The 23,810-nt window shown below is 47.4% G+C and carries 16 protein-coding genes; 9 read left to right on the forward strand and 7 right to left on the reverse strand.

Features of this window, described 5'->3' with window-relative positions:
- Positions 1–525 precede the first annotated feature (525 nt).
- Positions 526–1,677, reverse strand: coding sequence for a methionine adenosyltransferase (gene metK, locus DYH48_RS02430; RefSeq protein WP_006080333.1), 1,152 nt, complete (start codon positions 1,675–1,677; stop codon positions 526–528).
- A 400-nt stretch (positions 1,678–2,077) separates the two neighbouring features.
- Here metK and tkt point away from each other — a divergent pair, with 400 nt between their 5' ends.
- From tkt to DYH48_RS02475, 9 genes are all read left to right on the forward strand, one after another.
- A complete protein-coding gene (tkt, locus tag DYH48_RS02435) occupies positions 2,078–4,072 on the forward strand; it encodes a transketolase (protein WP_115333956.1) in 1,995 nt (664 codons plus the stop codon).
- A 116-nt stretch (positions 4,073–4,188) separates the two neighbouring features.
- On the forward strand, positions 4,189–5,205 hold the full coding sequence (gene epd, locus DYH48_RS02440) for an erythrose-4-phosphate dehydrogenase (protein WP_006084022.1): 1,017 nt from the start codon (positions 4,189–4,191) through the stop codon (positions 5,203–5,205).
- Between the two features lie 137 nt (positions 5,206–5,342).
- Positions 5,343–6,518 (forward strand): phosphoglycerate kinase, encoded by a 1,176-nt coding sequence (locus tag DYH48_RS02445; protein WP_115333957.1) that lies wholly within the window; start codon positions 5,343–5,345, stop codon positions 6,516–6,518.
- A gap of 251 nt (positions 6,519–6,769) precedes the next feature.
- Positions 6,770–7,837 carry a class II fructose-bisphosphate aldolase gene (fba, locus tag DYH48_RS02450; RefSeq protein ID WP_006084020.1) on the forward strand — a complete coding sequence of 356 codons (1,068 nt, stop codon included), beginning with the start codon at positions 6,770–6,772 and terminating at the stop codon, positions 7,835–7,837.
- 205 nt (positions 7,838–8,042) lie between these two features.
- Positions 8,043–8,780, forward strand: coding sequence for a DUF481 domain-containing protein (locus DYH48_RS02455; RefSeq protein ID WP_106651514.1), 738 nt, complete (start codon positions 8,043–8,045; stop codon positions 8,778–8,780).
- 242 nt (positions 8,781–9,022) lie between these two features.
- Positions 9,023–10,492 carry a sodium:proton antiporter NhaD gene (gene nhaD, locus DYH48_RS02460; protein ID WP_006080339.1) on the forward strand — a complete coding sequence of 490 codons (1,470 nt, stop codon included), beginning with the start codon at positions 9,023–9,025 and terminating at the stop codon, positions 10,490–10,492.
- A gap of 149 nt (positions 10,493–10,641) precedes the next feature.
- Positions 10,642–11,391 carry a winged helix-turn-helix domain-containing protein gene (locus DYH48_RS02465; RefSeq protein WP_115333958.1) on the forward strand — a complete coding sequence of 250 codons (750 nt, stop codon included), beginning with the start codon at positions 10,642–10,644 and terminating at the stop codon, positions 11,389–11,391.
- Positions 11,384–11,932 carry a hypothetical protein gene (locus DYH48_RS02470; protein WP_115333959.1) on the forward strand — a complete coding sequence of 183 codons (549 nt, stop codon included), beginning with the start codon at positions 11,384–11,386 and terminating at the stop codon, positions 11,930–11,932. The genes DYH48_RS02465 and DYH48_RS02470 overlap by 8 nt, the downstream gene beginning before the upstream one ends.
- A gap of 93 nt (positions 11,933–12,025) precedes the next feature.
- Complete coding sequence (locus DYH48_RS02475; RefSeq protein ID WP_012090100.1) at positions 12,026–13,429, forward strand: hypothetical protein; 1,404 nt, start codon at positions 12,026–12,028, stop codon at positions 13,427–13,429.
- On the opposite strand, the gene DYH48_RS02480 is transcribed toward DYH48_RS02475, so the two are convergent.
- From DYH48_RS02480 to DYH48_RS02505, 6 genes are all read right to left on the reverse strand, one after another.
- The gene (locus tag DYH48_RS02480) at positions 13,410–15,647 is read right to left on the reverse strand and encodes a PAS domain-containing protein (RefSeq protein ID WP_115333960.1); all 2,238 of its coding nucleotides are present in this window, start codon (positions 15,645–15,647) and stop codon (positions 13,410–13,412) included. The two genes, DYH48_RS02475 and DYH48_RS02480, sit on opposite strands and share 20 nt — an antisense overlap.
- A 188-nt stretch (positions 15,648–15,835) precedes the next feature.
- A complete protein-coding gene (locus tag DYH48_RS02485) occupies positions 15,836–16,543 on the reverse strand; it encodes a TatD family nuclease-associated radical SAM protein (RefSeq protein WP_115333961.1) in 708 nt (235 codons plus the stop codon).
- A gap of 235 nt (positions 16,544–16,778) precedes the next feature.
- Positions 16,779–19,970, reverse strand: a complete 3,192-nt coding sequence (locus tag DYH48_RS02490; RefSeq protein WP_115333962.1) for an efflux RND transporter permease subunit — start codon at positions 19,968–19,970, stop codon at positions 16,779–16,781.
- Entirely contained in the window at positions 19,970–21,181 is a 1,212-nt protein-coding gene (locus DYH48_RS02495) for an efflux RND transporter periplasmic adaptor subunit (protein WP_107948970.1), read from the reverse strand. Before DYH48_RS02495 ends, DYH48_RS02490 begins: the two co-directional genes overlap by 1 nt.
- A 363-nt stretch (positions 21,182–21,544) precedes the next feature.
- Positions 21,545–22,804, reverse strand: a complete 1,260-nt coding sequence (gene srmB, locus DYH48_RS02500) for an ATP-dependent RNA helicase SrmB (RefSeq protein WP_006080348.1) — start codon at positions 22,802–22,804, stop codon at positions 21,545–21,547.
- 236 nt (positions 22,805–23,040) lie between these two features.
- A complete protein-coding gene (locus DYH48_RS02505; protein WP_115333963.1) occupies positions 23,041–23,757 on the reverse strand; it encodes a tRNA1(Val) (adenine(37)-N6)-methyltransferase in 717 nt (238 codons plus the stop codon).
- Between the last annotated feature and the right edge of the window lie 53 nt (positions 23,758–23,810).

Consider the following 23,810-nt stretch of genomic DNA (forward strand, 5'->3'; position numbering starts at 1 on the left):
TACTTTAAGTATCTCAAATTATCAGATAACAAAGGGCTGTTCTTCGAGCCGTGGCGCACTTAGGGGCAAATAGCTTTTTTAGCTGAACGAACAGCGATAGGGTTAGTAAGGATTGGCATTGTTGCAACAGTGACCGTTGGCGGCATGGATGCCGTCGTCGAGCCTATAGGGATATATTTACGGCGAGTCACTGGGGAAACAATGACAATTCATGCTGCATAACTGACGATAAAGTTATCTTGCTTTGGGGTAATAGCTTTTTAGCTGAACGAACAGCTAGAGGGTTGGGGAGGATTGGCATTGTTGCACCTGTGACCTTCTAAAACAGGATCTTTTAGTTGAGCCCTCAGGGACGCTTTTTGTTAAACAAAGAGGTGGTGAGTCATAGGGGAAACAATGACAATGAATGCTGCACAACTGAAGATACCTTTATCTTGCTTTGGGGAACCAAATTGCAGGCATAAAAAAACCGCTGGGTAGCGGTTTTTATATTTTGCAATATTAACGGGTTTTAATCGAAACCGATTATAGACCCGCGTCAGCGCGCAGTGCTTCAGCTTTGTCTGTTGCTTCCCAAGGGAATTCGTTACGACCAAAGTGGCCATAAGCGGCAGTCGCTTGATAAATCGGACGTGCTAAATCGAGCATGGCCGTTAAACCGTATGGACGCAGTTCGAAGTGTTGACGTACTAACTTGATCAGCAAATCTTCAGACACTTTACCCGTACCGAAGGTTTCGATGCTGATAGAAGTCGGCTCTGCTACACCAATAGCGTAAGACACTTGGATTTCACAGCGATCAGCAAGACCTGCAGCAACGATGTTTTTTGCCACATAACGGGCAGCGTATGCCGCGCTACGGTCAACTTTTGATGGATCTTTACCAGAGAATGCGCCACCACCATGACGGGCCATGCCGCCGTAGGTATCAACGATGATCTTACGACCGGTTAAGCCGCAATCGCCTACTGGTCCACCGATAACAAAACGGCCAGTTGGGTTGATAAAGAACTTAGTGTCTTTGTTTAGCCATTGAGCCGGTAATACTGGCTTGATGATGGTTTCCATCACGCCTTCAATTAAGTCGGCTTGTGATACGTCATCTCTGTGCTGAGTCGACAATACGACAGCATCAATACCGACAATTTTGCCATCATCATAGGCAAACGTGACTTGGCTTTTCGCATCTGGGCGTAACCAAGGTAGCGTGCCGTTTTTACGCACTTCAGACTGACGCTTCACTAATGCGTGGGCATAAGTGATAGGCGCTGGCATTAGGACGTCGGTTTCGTTGTTGGCATAGCCAAACATTAACCCTTGGTCGCCTGCACCTTGCTCAGCAGGGTCAGCACGGTCTACACCTTGATTGATATCAGGTGATTGCTTACCAATGGCGTTTAATACCGCACACGAGTCTGCATCAAAACCCATATCTGAGTGGGTATAACCAATTTCACGCACCGTTTTACGGGTGATTTCTTCGATATCAACCCAAGCAGAAGTCGTGACTTCGCCACCGACTAATACCATGCCAGTTTTGACATAAGTTTCACACGCCACGCGTGCTTTTGGATCTTGAGCCAGAATTGCATCTAGCACAGCATCAGAAATCTGATCTGCAATCTTATCGGGATGACCTTCTGAGACCGACTCAGAAGTAAACAAGTGCTTTGCCATAGTAGGAAAATCTCGTCGTTAGCATTCAAACGTGTAGAAGCATCTACATCTAGACGGCTATTTTAGTTTAAATCTGATTGCCGATCACCCCCAGTGAGAAAAAATCCTCTCAGATTGTGACCTGAAAACGACTGTGCTCAGTCTTAAAGTGGTTATTTTACTTATATTTCATAGTATTAAGTTTGCTATGTTTTTGAGAAATTTATTTCTCCATTACAAGTGATCCTTGCGATGCCCACTCAAGTAAACGCCAGTAAAGTGACTAGCTTGTTTCTGCGAGTTTACGATACGGCCATCTTTTGCTGAGTGAATGATAATTTTAGTTTGCGTCACACTGGCATGTAGGGGAAAATATGCATCCAAATTGCCCGCTAGACCCCACAAACAAGCAGGAGAGAGCATGTCTTCCCGTAAAGTACTCGCAAACGCAATCCGTGCGTTAAGTATGGATGCAGTTCAAAAAGCAAATTCAGGCCATCCCGGCGCCCCAATGGGTATGGCAGATATTGCTGAAGTGCTGTGGAATGATTTCCTTAAGCACAACCCGACCAATCCTAAATGGGTAGATAGAGACCGTTTCGTCCTTTCTAACGGTCACGGTTCAATGCTGATCTACTCTTTACTTCACCTGACAGGTTATGAATTACCAATCGAAGAACTGAAACAGTTCCGTCAATTGCATTCAAAAACCCCGGGTCACCCAGAATACGGTTACACCCCAGGTGTTGAAACCACAACGGGTCCACTCGGCGCGGGCATCAGCAATGCAGTCGGTATGGCGATTGCTGAAAAAACCTTAGCGGCACAGTTTAACCGTGATGGTCACGATATCGTTGATCACTACACTTACTGCTTCGTCGGCGACGGCTGTTTGATGGAAGGTATTTCCCACGAAGCCTGTTCATTAGCCGGTACTTTAGGTCTAGGCAAACTGGTCGCATTTTGGGATGACAACGGTATTTCTATCGATGGCCATGTTGAAGGCTGGTTCACCGATGATACGCCAAAGCGTTTTGAAGCTTACGGCTGGCATGTGATTGCCGGTGTTGACGGTCACGATAGCGCGGCAATCCGTGCAGCTATCGAAGCGGCGAAAGCGGTGACCGATAAACCAACCATGATTTGCTGCAAAACCATTATCGGTTTTGGCTCACCCAACAAATCTGGCAGCCACGATTGCCACGGCGCGCCATTAGGCGATGCGGAAATCGCCGCAGCCCGTGAATTCCTTGGCTGGCCATACGCACCGTTTGAAATCCCTGCTGACGTTTATGCCGGTTGGGATGCCAAAGAAGCCGGTGCTGCCCGTGAAGCGGCATGGAACGAGAAGTTTGCGGCTTATAGCGCAGCTCACCCAGAACTGGCTGCTGAATATGAGCGCCGCGTACTGAAAGGTGAATTACCTGCTGATTTCGAAGAGAAAGCGCAGGCATTCGTGCAAGCATCACAGGACAAAGCCGAAGGTATTGCGAGCCGTAAAGCCTCACAAAATGCTATCGGTGCTTTCGGTGCTATGTTACCTGAACTGTTAGGCGGCTCTGCTGACTTAGCGGGTTCTAACTTGACTTTGTGGTCTGGTTCTAAAGGTATTCAAGACGATCCTGCCGGTAACTACATTTATTACGGCGTGCGTGAATTCGGCATGAGCGGCATTATGAACGGTGCTTCGCTGCATGGTGGTTTCATCAACTACGGCGCAACTTTCATGATGTTCATGGAATACGCGCGTAACGCAGTTCGTATGTCGGCGCTGATGGGCATTCAAAACATCTTCGTTTATACCCATGACTCTATCGGTCAAGGTGAAGATGGCCCAACGCATCAGCCAGTTGAGCAATTAGCTAACCTGCGTATGACGCCAAATATGGCCGTATGGCGCCCATGTGATGCGGCAGAAACGGCAGTTTCTTGGAAAGCTGCGATTCAACGTCGCAATGCCCCAACGTCACTGATCTTCAGCCGTCAAAATCTCAAAGCCCAAGCGCGTACCGCTGAGCAATTAGCCAACGTGGCTAAAGGTGCTTATGTACTGCAAGACTGTACGGGTACACCAGAACTGATCCTGATCGCAACCGGTAGCGAAGTACAATTGGCGATGGATTCTGCGGCTGCATTAACTGAGCAAGGTAAACAAGTTCGCGTAGTCTCTATGCCATCGACAACTGAGTTCGATAAGCAAGATGCAGCGTATAAAGAATCGGTATTACCACGTGCTGTGACTAAACGTGTGGCTATCGAAGCGGCGCATACCGATTTCTGGTACAAGTACGTCGGTTTTGAAGGCACTGTTGTTGGCATGACCACTTTTGGTGAGTCAGCGCCGGGTAACGTGCTATTGAATCACTTCGGTTTCACCGTTGAAAATGTGCTGAATGCTGCAAAATCATTGGGCTAATCGCTCAAGGGATTAGATTCAATACAAAAGGTTAAACTTTTTAAGTGTTAATCTGTATAATGCGGCCTGCAATCTTTTGCAGGCCGTTTTTGTATTTAGAGGAAATTGAGACCTCAATGATCCGAGTCGCTATCAATGGTTATGGCCGTATCGGCCGCTCTATTCTTCGTGCTTTGTACGAGTCTGGAAAACGGCAGCAAATGCAGATTGTCGCGATTAATGAATTAGCTAAACCTGAAGCCATTATTCATCTGACCCAGTACGACACCACCCACGGTCGGTTTGCGCACAAAGTGAAACTCGTCGATGATCACATGCTGATTGGCGACGATGCGATAAAAATTCTCCACGAGCCCGATCCCACAAAACTCCCTTGGCATGAAATGGACATAGACATTGTCTATGAGGCCACTGGTGTATTACTCGATCGTCAAAGCTGCGAAGCCCATATTCATGCTGGCGCTAAGCAAGTGCTGATAAGCCATCCATCCTCAGCCGATGTCGATGGTACGATTGTCTATGGTGTGAATCACGATTTACTCCGCGCCGAACACACAGTGGTTTCCAACGCTTCTTGTACAACTAACTGTATCGTACCTGTGATCGACGTACTCGATCGCCACTTCGGCGTTAAAAGCGGTGCCATTACCACTATCCATTCGGCAATGAACGATCAGCAAGTGATTGATGCTTATCATGATGATTTACGTCGTACCCGCGCCGCCGGCCAATCGATTATTCCAGTCGACACTAAGCTTGCCCGCGGTATTGAGCGGATTTTGCCGCACATGAAAGATAAATTTGAAGCGATTTCGGTGCGCGTGCCGACCATCAACGTGACCGCAATCGATTTGTCTGTGACGCTTGAGAAAACCGTCGATATTGCCACTGTGAACCAGGTGCTGGAGTCGGCCGCCAATGGGCGATTTAACGGCATTTTGGGTTATACTGATGAGCCCTTGGTTTCATGTGATTTCAACCATGATCCGCGCTCCAGTATTGTTGACGGTACCCAGACCCGTGTCAGCGCCGGTCAGCTGGTGAAGTTACTGTTGTGGTGCGATAACGAGTGGGGTTTTGCCAACCGTATGTTAGATACGAGTTTGGCGATGATCGCGGCCAAGCGAGGCTGATAAAAAGTAGATTATTCACCGGTGGGTCAATCAGTTATATGCCAATTCGACGGGATGTCGAGCGCCTAGCGGCAGTAAACTGATACCGGCCATGTGTGAAACCAGTTTGTTTTTTGATTATAAAAGGAAGCGTTACTATGGCAATTATCAATATGTCAGATTTGGATCTACAAGGTAAGCGCGTGCTTATCCGTGAAGATCTCAATGTGCCTGTCAGCAACGGCGTCGTCACCAGTGATGCACGTCTGCGCGCCTCTCTCCCAACTATCGAGTTGGCCCTTGCTAAAGGCGCCGCTGTGATGGTGATGTCGCACTTAGGTCGTCCGACCGAAGGTGAATACAATCCCGAATATTCTATGCAACCTGTGGTCGACTACTTGGCTAAAGCCTTGTCGTGTCCTGTGAGTTTAGCGACCGACTATTTAGACGGCGTCGACGTTGCTGTGGGTGAAGTCGTGGTATTCGAAAACGTGCGTTTTAACGTGGGCGAAGGCAAGAACAACGAAGAGCTGTCGCAAAAAATGGCGGCATTGTGTGATGTCTATGTGATGGACGCCTTTGGTACTGCACATCGCGCCCAAGCATCGACCCATGGCGTGGGCATGTTTGCCCCCATCGCCTGTGCTGGCCCATTACTGGCGCAAGAATTAGATGCTTTAGGCAAGGCATTAGATAATCCTGCGCGTCCTATGGTGGCGATTGTCGGTGGCTCTAAAGTGTCGACTAAGCTGACCGTGCTAGAAAGCCTTTCAGGTATCGTTGATCAGTTAGTGGTTGGCGGCGGTATTGCCAATACTTTCATCGCGGCGGCGGGCTACAATGTCGGTAAATCACTGTATGAAGCGGATTTGATCGACGAAGCTAAGCGTTTAGTGGCCAATGCTAAGAGTCGTGGCGCCGATATTCCTGTGCCGACAGATGTAGTCGTGGCAGGCGAGTTTAGCCCAACGGCTGCGGCAACCTTAAAATCAGTTAGCGAAGTCGCTGATGGCGAAATGATTTTTGATATTGGTCCAGATAGCGCTGAAGCTCTAGCTAAAATCATCGAATCTGCTGGCACTATCGTGTGGAACGGCCCTGTGGGCGTGTTCGAATTCGACCAATTTGGTGAAGGTACTAAGCGTATCGCCCAAGCGATTGCCGATTCAAAAGCTTTCTCTATCGCAGGCGGTGGTGACACTTTGGCTGCGGTTGATAAGTACGGTATTGCCGATAAAGTGTCTTACATTTCTACTGGCGGCGGCGCTTTCCTCGAGTTCCTCGAAGGTAAAGAATTACCGGCTGTGGCTATGTTAGAAAAGCGCGGCGCTTAATTATTAAGTTTTAAAATACGCGGCGCATAAGACGCCGCGATAAGCTCTGATATCATCAAAGCTTGATAATAAATAAAAGAATTATAAAAAAACCGCCCGTGTTTATTTTAGATATTTTTTCAGGTACTTATTTTAGGTGCTTGTTTAAGGTATCTATCTGAATACGGGTATAAAAATCCATCCAAACGATAGTGACCTCGGTGACCAAGCGTTGCAGAATGTGACAGTCACCCTATTATTGGAGTTACAAAATGGCGTTAATTTCCCTACGACAACTACTCGACCACGCAGCAGAACATGGATACGGTGTGCCTGCGTTCAACGTTAACAACTTAGAGCAGATGCGTGCCATCATGCAGGCCGCTGAAGCAACAGACAGCCCTGTTATTGTGCAAGCTTCTGCTGGTGCGCGTAAATATGCTCGCCCACAGTTCTTAAAATATTTGATGGCTGCAGCCCTTGAGCAGTACCCAGATATTCCTGTGTGTATTCACCAAGACCACGGTACCGATCCTGATATCTGTCAGCGTTCTATCCAATTAGGCATGTCATCAGTGATGATGGATGGCTCTTTGATGGCTGACGGCAAAACCCCTGCATCTTATGACTACAACGTCGATGTCACTCGTCGCACAGTGGCATTTGCCCATGCGTGTGGCGTGTCAGTTGAAGGCGAAATCGGCTGTTTAGGCAGTTTAGAAACTGGCCAAGCAGGCGAAGAAGACGGTATTGGTGCAGTGGGTACATTAAGCATGGATCAAATGCTGACCACTCCTGATGAAGCGGCGCGTTTTGTTGCCGATACCCATGTTGATGCACTTGCCATCGCTATCGGTACTAGCCACGGTGCTTACAAGTTCAGCCGTAAACCTACGGGCGATGTACTGCGTATCGACCGCATCAAAGAAATCCATGCGCGTATTCCTAATACTCACTTAGTGATGCACGGTTCATCTTCAGTGCCACAAGAATGGTTACAGATCATCAACCAATACGGTGGTCAGATCCCAGAAACCTACGGCGTGCCATTAGAAGAAATCGTTGAAGGTATCAAGCACGGTGTGCGTAAAGTGAATATCGATACTGACTTACGTTTAGCATCAACAGGTGCGGTACGTAAGTTCTTAGCGGAACACCCAAGTGAATTTGACCCACGTAAATTCTTGAAAGCGTCAATGGAAGCCATGGCAGACATCTGTACTGTTCGCTACGAAGCTTTCGGTTGTGCTGGTCAAGCATCTAAGATTAAACCATTGTCTTTACAAGCAATGTATAAAGCGTATCAGTCTGGCGCGTTAGATCCTAAGATCAACATGTAAGCGTTATCGCTAAGACAAAAACCCGCTGATGCGGGTTTTTTTATGGACGAAATAGCGGTCGTTTTCATTTTTTAAGCGTAAATGTTAATATTGCGCGGATTTTCAGGGGAAAAAACTAACCCATATTAATATGTGCTTATTCAGCTTCGCTTGGACGAACAGATATTTATAGGGATTGGATTTAACGGAACAGGAACGATTAAACATGAAAAAAGTACTGACCGCAGCACTATTAATGACTGCACCTTTTATGGCAACTGCTGGAGCCGATTTTGTAAAAGGCGACAGAACGTTCGCTGGTGAAGCAGAGTTAGGTGCCACCTTAACTACAGGTAACACTGAAACTTCCTCATTTAAGGGACGTTTAAATCTTAAGCATGAGCTAGGCGATTGGGAAAATCAGTACTTACTAGAAGGTTTATACAAAGAAGATACCGGTTCTGTCACCGCGAAACGTTATTTAGCGGGTGCACAGGGTAACTATAAGATGACAGATAGTAGCTACCTGTTTGCGAATGCCAGTTATGAAGTCGACCCGTTTACCGGTTATGACTATACCCTATCTGGCGCAGCGGGTTATGGTCATAGACTGTATGATACCAGCAAGACCTTTTTAGATGTTGAAGTGGGTCCCGGTTATATCTATCAACGTCTGGATACTGAGCAAGCGCTTATCGAAGGTTATGATACCAACGACAGCGTTGTTGCCCACGGCGTGATTAACTTTGAAACTGAAATCACTGAAACCTCTAAATTCCAACAGCGTTTCGTTGCCGATTACGGTGACAAGTTAGATGCCCGTTCTGAAACCTCATTAACGGCAAATATTATCGGCGCATTGGCGATGAAGTTTGCCATTATTGTGCGTTACAACAGCGAGCCGCTGGATGATAAGAAAAGCACAGATACCGAAACCAATATGACCTTGTTATATGCTTTCTAATGCTGTGACACTGATTTAAAACAAAAAAGCACCTTCGAGGTGCTTTTTTATTGGCTGTTTTTGGACTAAGTTGAATATACGTTAAGCTTTTCTTTATTAGTAACATCTGTAGTTATACAAAAATTAATGTTTTAAATGCCTTTGGTTATAGGGTAATGCATAGAAAGTTGCGTTTTATCAACATTTGCTATGCCGAAGCTATGGTAATTTTCGACTAATTTCCTACGTAGAGATGAACTTTAATGAAATTACAGCGGTTGTTTAAAGGCAGTGGAATGGCGTTGTGGAGTCTATTCTGCGTTGCAATATTGAGCGGATTCTCACCTGCAGCATGGGCTATGACAGAAGGGGCAGATCGGCTTAATTTAACCGCCGCGAGCGTGGGTTATGTCGCTGTCTGTGTGTTTGTGCTGGCTTACGTATTGGTGATGGCCGAGGAGACATTACATTTACGCAAGTCGAAACCTGTGCTCGTTGCGGCAGGGATCATCTGGGGCATGATAGGTTTTGTCTATATGCAAAACGGCATGTCCGAAGTGTCGGAAGCGGCATTCAAGCAAAACTTGCTCGAATACGCCGAGCTACTGCTCTTCTTGCTGGTGGCGATGACCTATATCAATGCCATGGAAGAACGTAATCTGTTCGATGCGATCCGCGGCTGGCTGGTGGGTCGTGGTTTTAGCCTGCGAACTGTGTTTTGGTTAACGGGCTTTATGGCGTTTTTCATATCGCCTGTGGCCGATAACTTAACCACAGCTTTACTGATGTGCGCTGTGGTGATGAAGGTTGGGGCAGGGCAACGCAAGTTTATTACCCTTGCCTGTATCAACATTGTCGTTGCCGCCAACGCGGGTGGCGCGTTTAGCCCCTTTGGTGACATCACGACCTTAATGGTATGGCAAAAGGGCCTAGTGCACTTTGGCGATTTCTTTAATCTGTTCATTCCCGCCCTCGTTAACTTTGCCTTACCCGCCGCCATTATGAGTGTGTTCATCCCGCATTTTGTGCCTGAGCCTGAAAAAGAGCATGTGTACACTAAGCCCGGTGCTAAACGCATTGTAGGGCTGTTTTTACTCACTATTGCTACGGCAGTGTGTGCCCATTCCTTCTTAGGTATGCCGCCTGTACTGGGCATGATGACGGGATTAGGCTTTCTGCAATTCTTTGGTTTTTACCTGCGTAAAACCTTCAATCGTTCCGTTGCTCGCGAACGTGAAAAGGCGGAATTAAGACAAGACAAATTACGCCTGCAGCAACTTGGCAGTGTGGTGCCATTTGATGTGTTCAGCCGCATTTCCCGCGCCGAGTGGGATACTTTGCTGTTCTTTTATGGCGTAGTGTTATGCGTCGGCGGCCTAGGTTTTATGGGATATTTGAGCTTAGTGTCTGAGGCCATGTACTCACATTGGGATGTCACCTATGCCAACGTTGCCGTGGGTTTACTTTCGTCTGTGATTGATAATATTCCTGTGATGTTTGCGGTATTGACCATGAATCCCGATATGGCATTGGGACAGTGGTTACTGGTAACGCTGACCGCTGGGGTAGGTGGAAGTTTGCTCTCGATTGGCAGTGCGGCAGGAGTTGCCCTGATGGGGCAAGCGCGCGGCATTTACACCTTTGGGGCACATCTGCGGTGGACGCCTGTGATAGCTTTAGGTTATGTGGCGAGCATTTTAGTGCACATGTGGTTAAACGCCGCGATGTTCTAACACTGCGTTAGCTTGATTATCGTTTATCGAGACAGGCTTGCGGCTTGTCTCACGAAAATTAACTATTTGCTGGCTTGGGTTAGCAAGATCACATTAATCATTGGTTGGCTTGCATAGACTTAACTCCGTGTTTTTATGGAGTTGAGTTAATGTGTATGCAATTGGGAGACTGCAGGTTTGATCGAGAACGAGGCATGCTGATTGAGTTGTCTCGCGATGAATCTTGGCATCTTTCTCGGGCCGAGTTACAAGTGCTCACGTTATTGCTTGAACACCAAGGTCAGTTAGTTTCAAAGCACATGCTAAAAACGGGGGATGGACAAGGTCCGCCATTAACCGATGCCTCTGTGTCCCGCGCCATATCCACGCTCTGCTCCTTTCTAGGCCCTCAGCACGAGGGCTTGATCGAAACCGTTAAAGGCCAAGGTTATTTATTGCGGCCATCAAACGGCAGCGAATATCGAGGCGTCAATTACCTCAGACTACACACTGTGCCTTTGTGGAGTGCCTTAGTGTTATTTGGGGTGATGTTGGCGTTTTCGGTGTTTTATCTGAAACACACAGATCACAGCAAGCCGACCCAAGCTTTGATGACGTCGATACTGTCGTTAGCCTCGGGTCAGCAAGTGCGCTTGAACTTATATGCCGACTCCAGTGCGAGTAACACCTTACTGTTCGAAATGGGCGAGCGCTTAAGCGCGGGCCTCATTGCCTGTGGCAAGAGCGATTGGGCGGATGTTTATGCGTCTTTATCCCATGACAAACAAGTGCTTAATATGACGTTTCGCGGTGAAAAACTCGACCAGTCAGTGCTCCGCAATATTAGTATCAGCGATTTTTCTCGCCCCAAAGCATTCATCGACTCTGCCTGGCTGCGCGAGGTGGATATCTGTGGCTAAATGGCTCAAGTGGACCATCAATATTGTTATTTTGTCGGCCTTGATTGCGGCTTGCGGGGTGATTTATAAACAGTCGGCAACGAGCCGGACCATGATGTTGAGTTGCAGTTCAGAACTGTTTGATCGCCACTCGAGTGCGAATCCCAGTATCAGTGCCAGCAGTGACAATAAATTTTACCTGCTTGTGGACGTATTGATTGCCGCCGACAAAGCGCAAATCAACTACCGTTACTTTAATTTTGATGGCACCAGTGCGGGCCATATTTCGATGCGTGGCAAGGTCGACAGTATTGAGGCTAATAGCATGACCTATAAGGTGGCGGTGGAGGCGAAAACTGAATCGGAAATGGAAAAGCAAAAAAATTGGCCAGAACATATGAAATACCTTTCTAACATCAGCAGTTTACCGTTTCGCGATTCTGGGGTGAATAATTTCAGTATTGAAGTGTTAGATATGGATGACACTAAGGATTATGCCGTGGTGTTATTCCAACCCAGCAATACGATTTGTGGATGCCGAATCGTAAATAGTCGAATTTAATCAGTGAATTTGAGTTTATTTCAGTTAAGATTAGTGCTCATTGATTTATGTCTACTGCGATGAGTCTCTGTGAGGGCTCATGAAAAGGGTGTTGTGTCTAAGATACGTGTAAAGCAAGAAGAATCCCTGTCGATTAAGTTCAGCCACCAGATGGAAAAGGGCGATAATCGTCAACTTGATCTCTATTTCTTTTTACCAAAGGAAATGGGCATAGGCTCGCACACGCTCAATGAAGAAGAGTACTACTACAGCGCGATTGTCGGCCGTCGTTCTTACTATTCAGAAGGCTTACACTTACCTTTGGTACAGGGACGCTTTGCCAGTTTAAATCGCCGCACCGTTGAAGAATTCAGATTGTACTTGAATCTGTTCGCCTATCAGTTTGCCGTTGCAGTCGAAAACGACGTTAAAGAACTCAATCAAATCACAGATGTAACCCATTTTTATTTTGCCCTCGACGAATTACGCGAACAAGTTGGCCAGTTGCTGAAAAAGTTTCGCCGTAACGAACCTGGCGATCCTAAATGGAAATCCTACTTCGAAAATGCCGACAACTACCTGTCTTGGTTCTGCGAGCAGCAGTTACTAAAAGTACTCGCCCATGCTACACGTACCAGTGATTTCAACGATATCCAAGAACGGGTGCTAACACTGTGTCGCAATGAGTGCGCCTATCGGGATGAGCATAACTACAACTCGGCGCAAACTAAGCAAGATCCTAACCGCATCTCAAACAAGATGTTGTTGTTACGACGTTTAATCCAACAAGGTGTGGTACTAAAAGAAGAGTTAAAACCCTTAGGGATTGGCCTTAAAAAGTTCACGACGGGACTGGCGACGGCGTTAGTGATGCTGGTGGTGTCGGCGTTGATTATTCAAGCGCAGGGCGCCTTCAGCGGCTTTACCATTGCCTTAGTGCTGACCTTGGCGGTGATTTACGGCTTCAGGGAAATCTTTAAGGATGACGTGCGTAATGCCATGTGGCGTTTTATTCAGCGGGGCAGGCCACGCTGGAGCCGGATTTTGCGTGATACCACTAGTCAGGCGGTGATTGCTAAGCAGTTAGTATGGCTTGAGTTTATGCGCCAGCAAGATCTGCCCGATAAAGTCAGCGAAATTCTAAAGCACAGGCATAGCCAAAATAAGGTCGATGCGGAAATCCTGCACTATAAAATTGCCACTAAGGTGAATCAGAGTGAGTTCCAAGCGGGATACTCCACCATTCAAGAGCAAGTGAACTTTAGTTTAGTGCCCTTTGCCCGCTACTTAGAGCGGGGTAAGGCGAAGATTTATAAGGAAGTTGAAGGTAAAATCAGCCATGAATCGGTTGAGCGGCGTTATCAAGTTAACTTGATTTTAGTGCTACGCGATGGCCGCGAAGCCCCGCAGTATATTCGCTACAAAATCACCATGAACCGCTCGACGATTATTGAGATTACCCAGAGCCAATTGCCCGATTCTGTCAACATGCCCGAATCTACGATTGATGACGAGTAAAGGCCTGACCGATATTTTGATCGTTATTCTGTTTCGCCCGTTTTAGGGCGACTTCGGCATTATTCAGATACTGCTCAAGTGTTTGGCCTTCTTGATAACCCGCAATCCCGATACTGATCCCTTCACCTAAGCCATTGCCATTGAGCTTTTCCATCATATTGAGGGCAAAGTTGTGCGCATGGGTCGCATCTGTGTCAGGTAACATCACAATCAGTTTCCCGAGTTGCCAATGCAAAATCTGATAATTGGCAGGAATTTCAAGCAGTAATTGAACTTCGACTTCCTGCTGGCGGTTCGCCAGTTGGTCGATGTCACTCATGTGGCTCAGCAAACCTTCGGGGTTGATATCCATTAGCAGTAAGCTTGAACTCAGGCGGCTTGGCGGTGGCAGCGAGTTAAAGTAACGCTCTAAATCAACTAAGCTCAGCAGAATCGTACTGCGATGGGGCACAAGGCTGCGTTTCTCTGTGCCTCGGCCGCGTTCGGCGGCTTGCTCTAAGGTACAGACGATATAATCAATCTCACCATCGGCGGCCACATGGCCCTTCAAGGTGGCCTGTAAACAATTGGAGTGCGCCTGTTTAGGTGAGCACAGAATTTGCCCCTGCCACTGACCTTGCATGGCAATTTGAGCGCTAATTCTTTGCCATTGATTACCTAAATCGTTGGCGAGCAGCGAGGCTAAATCTTGATTTAAATCGCCATTGAGTTGCATTAGTGCATCAAATACGGGGTTGATTTTAATCAATTTACCATTGGCATCAGTTAGCGCTGTCGCCACTGTGCTATCGCATAAAAGCTCACTGAGAAATGCTTGTTCTTTACTGCTGACTAATTCACTGATGTCTTCAAGGGTGATCAATAGATGCGGTGACCCTCGGCTCGCCCTTGGCGCTTGGCGGATATGCACCCGCAGCGTGGGACCATTGATACTTTCTAGACTGATTTCACCAGACCATTGACCCGTTTTATGCACTTGCTCCATCAGCTCGGCATAGGTTCTGTCATCGAGGCATAAGGTGCGTTGTAGGCTGCGGTCTGTGAGTTCATCGAGTGGTACTAAGGTCGCTTCTGCCGCCTTGGTGTTGGCGCTGATCACTCTGGCGTTTTCGTTGACCATCATAAAGCCGATGTCACTGTTAAATAAGCCATTGGCGACATCGATACTGTATTGGCGTGAACGCTGTTGTAAACGATACATGTGGCTGAGCAGCACAACCCAAGCGGCGAGAACGGTTAAGATTAGCGATGCCACTATGACAATGTTTTGCCACTGGGAAAAACGTGCGGCTATGTCGGAGTTACGCACATAGGAGAGTAAAAAGTATTCTCTGCGGGTTTCTGGCTGGGCGGTAAGCTCGATCTTAAGGTAAACAAAGGTGGCTTCTTCACCGTGGAATTGACCAAAATTACTCATGGACATATCACGCCACAGAGCAGGATAACTTTGTCTCAAACTTGCCCCTAAGGTTTCCGGCATATTGCTTAACGGGGCGAGATCGCTCGCGCCAGCATAGAGTAATCCCTGCGTGTCGAGCACTAACATAGGCGATTTGTTACTCGAAAAAGCCGGCTTTATGGCTTCGAGCATTTGCACCATAGAGTTGTATGTCACCAGATAACCCATAGAACTCTGATCAGGCTTTTCGAGCCACGCCATTTGATACATATAGGGTTCTAGCATGCCTTCAATCGGAACAAACTCCAGTGGTGAGGTGTAAACCTCTTTACCACCCATATTACGACTCGCGCCAAGCAAGGTTGGCGGTAAGGCATCTTTACTGAAATTAGAAGGGGTAGAGAACTTATAATTGCCTTGGGGATCGTACAGCGCAATGCCGAGCAGTTCAGGAATATGCTTCACCAGATCTATCCAGGCTTCCTGTAATTTGAGTTGCTGCTTGGCGGTAGGATTGCTCAAGTACTGCTTTAGCTGCTCACCATTGGCAAAAATTTGGGTGCGAAATTGCTGGAAAGACACTTTATCTGTGATCAGTGTGCCTATGGTCTGCAGTTCACTGTATCTCTGCGTCGCCCATTCTTCCTGTAGACGTCGCTCACCCAAGGTAATGATTAAATTGGTTAAAATGATCATGCCAATCACCAGCATAGAGAGCTGGCTTGCAACGGCTAATAAGCGTTGATGCGACCAATGGATCCCTTGAGTTAAAGAGAGCAGCGGCGCTAGGGGATACGTGCTTGGGTTATTCTTCAGCATGAACCGATTATGAGTGGGTGATCTGTTAATTTCGCTATGTTAACACGAAAGAATTGTTACGACAGTGCCAAGTTACTAAGCAAGATTTCCTTAGTAAAAGTTAAGACGATCACACATGTACCACTCACGTCATCGACAGTGTTATTTGCTTGGGTATTTCAGTCGATTATGGCTTTTTAGAATGCCGTTTAGCCTAAAGCGCCAAGCACCCTATGTTTAAATTCACAGCCGTAGGACTCCACTTGTTCACGGCAGATATCGATATCGACGCCCGTTAATCCTTCGATGGCGGAGACTTGCACCGTTTCAATATAGTGTGGCGCTAAGGCAATAAAGGCATGCACGGCGGCGTAGGAACCGGCGAGTTTTGGGCGGCAATGTTCAATATAGGCAGCTTCATTATCCGCATTGAGTGAAATCGATAAGCTATCAACGCAGTCGGCAAGTTCTGGTAGAATATTGCGTCTATGGACCAGATTGCCTAAACCATCGGTATTAATCCGTACTCGTCCGCCCCTGCGTTTGATCTCTTTTGCCACAGTGAGTAGCGTTGGAAGATTTAAGGTTGGCTCGCCATAACCGCAAAACACGTATTCTTCGAAGTCTTTAACATCGCCAAGCAGAGGGATAATTTCCTCTGGCTTAGGTTGATGGCACAGGGCAAGTTGGTATTCGTGGATTTGTTTACTGCCATTATGTTTTGGGCAGAAAGCGCAGCGCAGGGTGCAGCGACCAGTGATATTGAGGTAACGACTGCGGCGAATATCATAGACTAGCGTTTCGGTCGCACAGGTTTCATTCGTGCAAACTTCATCTGTGATGTGACCGTTCGCTAGGGTTTCAGTGGTGACAACGTGCGGGTTATCAAGGTTTTGCTTATGCAGATGCTCAGACATAATGATGGCTTCATTCTAACGATAACTGACGACTTGAGCACAGTGTAGCGAAAGCCCGATGGCATAACTGTCAGCTAGATCGCAACTTGAAAGCTCAAACTAACTCACGGCAAAGTGACTTTGATGCTGATGTGGAATTGAATGAACACAGGCAATAAAAAAGAGAGCCTAAGCTCTCTTTTTAAGGATAAGACATTGATTAACTGTCTGTCGCTAACTGTCTGTTGTTAACAGCCTATAAATAGTCTTTCTTATAGTCAGTCGTGACAGCTTGCTCAAAATCCGGATGCTTAACGTCCTCATCATTGGTTTTTTTAGGCTGCCACCACCAGTTGAAGAAGCGGCTGCTAGAGCGGCTAACATCGTCGAGTATAATGTACAGCAGCGGCACTAAGATCAGCGTCACTACGGTCGAGAACAGGATACCGAAGGCGAGGGACGTCGCCATAGGGATCACAATTTGCGCCTGCAAACTGCGCTCGAGAATAATAGGCACTAAGCCGACAAAGGTAGTGAGTGACGTTAAGATAATCGCCCTAAAGCGATAACAGCCCGAATCCACTGCCGCCTGTCTAACCGATTGGCCTTGTTCCCGCGCACGGTTAACAAAGTCGACCAAAATCAAAGAGTCGTTTACCACCACACCCGCGAGTGCCACTATGCCGCAGAGACTTAATACGCTCATCGCGAGTCCCTGAATCAAGTGGCCGAACAGGGCGCCGATAATCCCGAAGGGGATCACCGACATGATGATCAACGGCTGGCTGTAGGATTTTAGTGGGATTGCCATCAGGGCATAAATGGTAAACAGCGCAAAGAAGAAGCCTTGCATCAAACCGACCATAGCATTCTGTTCATCTAAACTGCCGCCATCCAGCGCGGTTTGGATTTTAGGATACTTGGCCTGTAATTGTGGCAGGTAATCTTTTTGGATTTCCTGTACCACTTTTGAAGGTTCGACTATGTTTTTGTTGGCATTTGCCGTAATCGTGATCGCTCGCTTACCGTCAACACGGGTAATTGAGGCGTAGGATTCGCCTTTCTCAATTTGTGCCACAGTCGAGAAGGGAACCGAGGTGCCCGTTGGCGTGCGGATCAGCATGTTTTCCAGATAACCCACAGTGCGGCGTTGCTCTAATGGGTAGCGCACCATCACCTTGATTTCTTCTTTATTACGTAAAATACGTTGGGCTTCATAACCATAGAAACCATAACGCACTTGGCGAGCTAAATCGGAAAGGGTCAAGCCAAGGGCTTCCGCCTCTGGACGTATCTTTAGGCGAATCTCATGGCTGCCCGAGGAGAAGTTGTCGGCAATATCATATACGCCTTCATAGCTGGCGAGTTTTTGCTTCAACTCTTTAGAGGCCGCGGACAGTTCATCGAGATCGCTTGAGGTCAATCTGAAGGATATATCGCCACCGGCATCGTTGGTGCTCGCGTTAAAGCTGAGTTTTTTGACCGATAGAAGCTCGGGCAATTGTTCACGCCATGCGGCAGCAATCGTCACACCATCGACTTCGCGGTCTTCGCCTTTCGTCAGTTCGGCAAAAATAAAGGCAGAGGTGCGGGAGCTCATATTGATAAAGCTGTGTTTCACCACTTGATAGCCGTTATCTTTCTCCATTTTGTCGTTCATCTTGTACAGGGCTTCTTCTATGCTCTGCACCACTTTCAAAGTGTTCTCTTCCGAGCTACCTTCGTCCATCTCAAGCTGAACTTGAATAAAGTCCGATGGAATATCTGGGAAGAATACCCAACGCACTTTGCCACTGGCGACTAAGGCAATGGAGAGGATCAACACACCGATAAAGGCCGCGACCACGTTGTATCTTTGCTTGATACAGCGCTCGAGGAAGTTGCGATAACTGTGGTGAATAAAGTGCTGCACTCTGTCGTTAAAGTTGGCTTTGAGGCGACCAAAGAATCCCCTTGGCGCACCGGGCTTTTTAAACTTCATGTGCGCTAAATGCGCAGGCAGGATGAACTTAGATTCGACCAAGGAAAAGGCCAAACAGAGGATGACTACCATGCCGATGGATTTCCAGATAATCCCCATAGGGCCAGAAACCATTAACATGGGTATAAAGGCCGCAATCGTGGTTAATACCCCGAAGGTCGCGGGCATTGCCACTTTTTGCGCGCCGCGGATCACATTGTCAACCGAATGACCGTGGCGTTCGACTTCTGTGTAGGCGCTCTCGCCGATGACAATCGCATCGTCCACCACTATCCCTAGCACCAAGATAAAGGCGAACAGGGTCAACATGTTGATCGTCATCGAGAAAGGTTCGAGCGGCATGATCAGCATAGTGCCGAGGAAGCACACCGGCAGACCCATCATGACCCAAAACGCCAACTTAAGATCGAGGAACATAGCTAGGATGATAAACACCAGCAAGGCACCGTAAAACATGTTCGACATCATCATGTTTAAGCGGCCCTTGAGGTAGTGAGTCATATCACCCCAAGTATCGAGTTGCGCGTTGGCAGGAAGCGTCGCGCGGCGATCCTCGACGTATTGTTTTACTTGAGCGGCAATGTCTAAGGCATTTTGATCATCAACACTGGTGACTTCGATAATCGCGGCTGGTTTACCGTTAAAGCGGGTGTATTCCAACCGTTCTTCAAAGTCATCTTTGATAGTCGCCACTTGCGGCAACATCACCCGGCTACCGTCGGGGCGAGTGGTGACGACGATATTGGCAAAGTCATCACCCGTGTAGGCTTGGCCTTTGGTGCGCAGCAGGATGTCGCCATCTTGGGCGCGAATCGAACCGCCGGGTAAGTCAAAAGAAGAGTTTTGCACCGCTAACGCGACCTGTGTAAATGTTAGGCCGTATTCGCGTAGTTTATCTTCTGATACTTCGATGGCGATTTCATAATCGCGCACCCCAGTCACCTTGGCACGGGTCACGGCTGGCAGTTGGGTTAAATCGTCACGCACCGACTTAGCCAACTCCTTCATATCGTGCAGTGTCATATCGCCATAGACAGACACCCAAATGACGTTATTTTCAGGTTTAATCTGATAGATATTGGGTTTTTCGATGTTCACTGGGAAGGTCGAAATCGCATCCAATCGCAGTTTGGCTTCATCGAGCACGGTTTGCACTTCGTAACCGTCTTCGACTTCAACCGTAATCGAGCCTACCCCTTCACTCGCCACTGACGTGACCTTCTTGATACCGTTGATATCTTGGATGGCTTCTTCAATCTTGATGTTGATGCCTTCTTCGATTTCCTGTGGCGCCGCGCCTGGATAGGCGACGGAAATATTCAGTAAATTGAGTTCGAAAGAAGGAAAAACCTCTTTATTGATCAAGACAGTGCTGAACAAACCGCCGACGAGTAATGCCCACATTAACAGGTTCGCGGCCACACTGTTGCGGGCGAACCAGGCTAAGATCCCTTTTTGAGTGTCCATTATTTCACTCCAGTGGCCGCAAGACTCGACTCAGGCGTGTCTTCTTTTGGCGTTTCAGTCGGCAATGCCGCTTCACCTAAGACTTTAACCAGTTGACCGTTTGCCATGCTGTTGAAGTGAGTGGTGGCGACGCGCTCGCCCGTTTTTAGACTGTCCTTGATATACACATTGTCGAGATCGCTACGAACGATATTCACATGGCGCATTTCAACAATATTTTTGTCGTTAACTAAGGCGACGTGATCGTTACGAACCACATGGCGGGGTAGTTTTACTATGCCATCGACGGTGCGACCTTTGATGACTGCATTGACGAAGCTGCCATATTTAAGCGGTAAGCTGCCAGCAACTTTATTGGCGCGCAGGTAAGGGTCTTTGATTTCAGCGACTAAATAGACCATGCGATTTTCAGCATCGATCACGCCTTCGCTGCGGATAATATTGCCATCCCAAGTATTTTCTTTACCCGCCAAAGAGGCGCTCAGCGTCACTTGGGTATCGGGATTATCGACCGACTCTAGATAGGCTAGATCGTCATTGGAAATCGGTAAGCGGATTTCAGCAACACTAGTGTCGTAGAGTTCTCCTAGATTTGTACCTAAGCTAACATACTGACCTAAATCGACATTGCGCGCTTTGATTATGCCATCGAACGGCGCGCGGATAACCGTGCGCTCAAGGTTACGTTGGGCACGTGCCAGTGCTGCCTGCGCATATTTAACGTTGGCTTGCTCTTTTTTAAGCTGTGGAATACGCAGACCTAACTCTGGGGGTAAACCTTTGTCGTAGCCTTTGAATTCGATTTTAGCGACTTCACCGCGGGCAATTTCTTCGTTCAGTGCAGCGGTGGCTTGGGCCAGTGTCGCTTCGGCTTGCATTAAATCAGCCTCGTAATCTGAGGGCTCGATTTGCGCGAGTTGTTCGCCTTTCTTGACTATGCCGCCCGCAACAAAATTAGGGGAAATGGTCAGCATTCTGCCTTGAACTTCGGTCACAAGCTGGGTTTTATATTTTGGGTTAACCACACCGTAGGAAGGTAAGTTTAGCGATACCGTTTGCTGAGTCACTTGCGTCACATCAACGATAGGAATGGGCATCTCTTCAGGTTTTTGTTCTGGCGCTTCCTTGGTTTGCATTAATATTTTTGCGCCTAAGCCAAATAGCAGCAAAATTAATAAAGGAGATGTTCTCCTCAGTAGAGTCTTCATCATATTATTGTTACATCCATGCTAATCGCGTAATGGGGTTAAAGTAGCAGAGTCGGCCGCGCCAATAAATTTATTTTTGTAAATTAAATGTGTCTAAAAGTGATGGTTTGACACATATGCTCACTAGGTACCGATGTTTTGGCGAAAATTAGAGCAGGTAAATGATGAAAGGTTCACTTAGGTGATTGGAATATATTGAAATAAGAATGAATACGTTTGTGAGCTTGTAGATCTAAATGGGCCGTATTTCATGCTCTATATTTTAAGGTTAGCTTTTACTCGTCAGTTGATTTATTGCATTGAGTTAAATTTAGGTAATAAAAAAGCCGCATATAGCGGCTTTAGTTGGATTATTTCAAGCTGGCGTTACTTCTTCTTGCGGGCGATTTTACTCGCTTTCTTTGCCGCTTCTTTCTTGCTGGTTTTCTTCGCTGCTTCTTTCGCTTTCACTTTGGCTTTTTTCTTACCCGGTGTCCGCGCTTCTTTGTTCTTTGGACGCAGCTCTTCGATCACGCGGCGTTTCAACGGTTGCTCGATATAACGCTCAATTTTACCGACGATACGCATGTCGTGGGCTTCGGCCAACGAAATCGCAGTACCTTTTGCGCCAGCGCGGCCAGTACGACCGATACGGTGAATGTAGGTATCGGCAGAGCGTGGCATGTCGAAGTTGATCACATGGGTGATATCGTCGATATCGATACCGCGTGCAGCCACATCGGTTGCCAGCAAGACGTTCACTTCACCTTTGGTAAAGCGGCTCAAAGCTTGGAAACGTTTTTTCTGTTCCATATCGCCACGCATGAAGGCGCAGGCAATACCGACTTTAAGTAACTGGCCTTCTAAGCTAGAAACGATGTCGCGGGTTTTTACGAACACGATAGTCCGTTTCACATCTTCTTGGCGCAGCAGATGACATAACAGGGCAAATTTATGCTCTTTATCATCGGCTAAGTGGATCCATTGGTGGATCTTGGCTTTTTCGCTGCGAGGTGCTTCAACATCGATTTCAATCGGGTCGTTCAATACTTCACGGGCAAAACGTTGCACACCGCCGCCTTCTAAGGTGGCAGAGAACAACATGTTCTGTTTGCGGCCTTGGGCTTCGATAGCAATCGCTTGCACCACAGAAGAGAAGCCCATGTCTAGCATGCGGTCGGCTTCGTCGATAATTAAGATATCGACTTCTTGGGCGTTGAAATTGCCTTTGTCTAAATATTCCATCAGGCGGCCAGGGGTCGCGACCAGAATATCGACGTTGCCCGCTAAGGCTTCTTCCTGCGGTCCGTAAGGCACACCACCGGTCACGATCGCTATGTCTAAACCTTGGCCAGTGGCTAAGTGACACGCATAACGGTGGATTTGGCTGGCTAACTCACGGGTTGGCGTGAGGATCAGGATACGTGCTTGCCCTGCGAAACGGCGGGGGAAGTCGATTAAATGTTGCAGCGATGGCAGTAAAAAGCTCGCTGTTTTACCTGTTCCTGTCGGGGCGCGCGCGAGAATATCTCTTTGCTCTAAGGCATAAGGGATAGTTTCTTGCTGAATAGTGGTGGGTGAATGATGCCCCATGGCATTAAGCGACTCTAATAAGCTAGGGTCAAGCTGGAAATCTTCAAATTGCATGCGCAGCGTCTCGACGGATAATAGCGAAGCATTATAAAGGTTATGGCGGTTAACTTAAATAACTTATCTAGATCTCCGGTGTTTATCTTCTCAGCCGGTAAAGTTTTATGGTAATAGGCATAAGTTAATTACTTTAAGCTCAATGTATTAGCATCTAATTTGGGGGGAATTAGCCCCTTCGTTACCTTTGCCAAACTTAGCGGCCTTTACTTAACGTGTCAGGGCTGGACTCGATATCAGTATTTAAGGTAAAAATCTCGGATCAATTGCACCATGGTTTGGGTGTATTGGCCTGAAAGTTCTCGAATAGTGATATCACTGATCTTAGGGGCAATTTGAGGGTGAGTCTTGTGTGCGAGTACGCAGAGTACTCTATTAGCGCTTTTCCCTACTATGCTAATAAGGTTAGTTATTTCAATCAGACTGAGCGGTGAGTGCGCTAAAATCTCATTGAAACGCGCCATGCTCTGCATGGGTAATATGAGGCTTGCGTTTCCTTGCGGTGCTAGGCACACATGAATGGCATCGAGTAGCGCGGTAAAACTTAAGCTATCTGTGTGACGGGCCATAGCGCGCTGGGATTGTATCGCTTGTGTGCCTTGCTCAAAATAGGGCGGATTACAAATGATGTGATCAAAATACTCTTGATACTCAATCTGTTGGCAAAAGTCTTGGATGCTGCTGTTGACTAAGGTGAGTCGATTCGCCCACGGACTATTGTGGAAGTTATGCTGGCAAGCCTCGGCTGCACTGGTGTCTAATTCGACACTGGTAATGTGTGCTTGGCTGCGCTGCGCTGCCATTAAACTGAGTAAGCCGCTGCCAGCACCAATATCTAAAACTGTTTTTGCTGCGGTCAGTTGAGCCCACGCGCCTAGGACGACACTGTCTGTGCCTACGGCCATGCCGCAATTCATATCATCGATATGAAATTGTTTAAAAGTGAATGCCATGGAGAGTTAATTTTTGCCGTTCTAAGGTGGTTAGGCCCAATATTGGGCGGGCA

The organism is Shewanella baltica (assembly GCF_900456975.1).
GTDB lineage: Bacteria > Pseudomonadota > Gammaproteobacteria > Enterobacterales > Shewanellaceae > Shewanella > Shewanella baltica.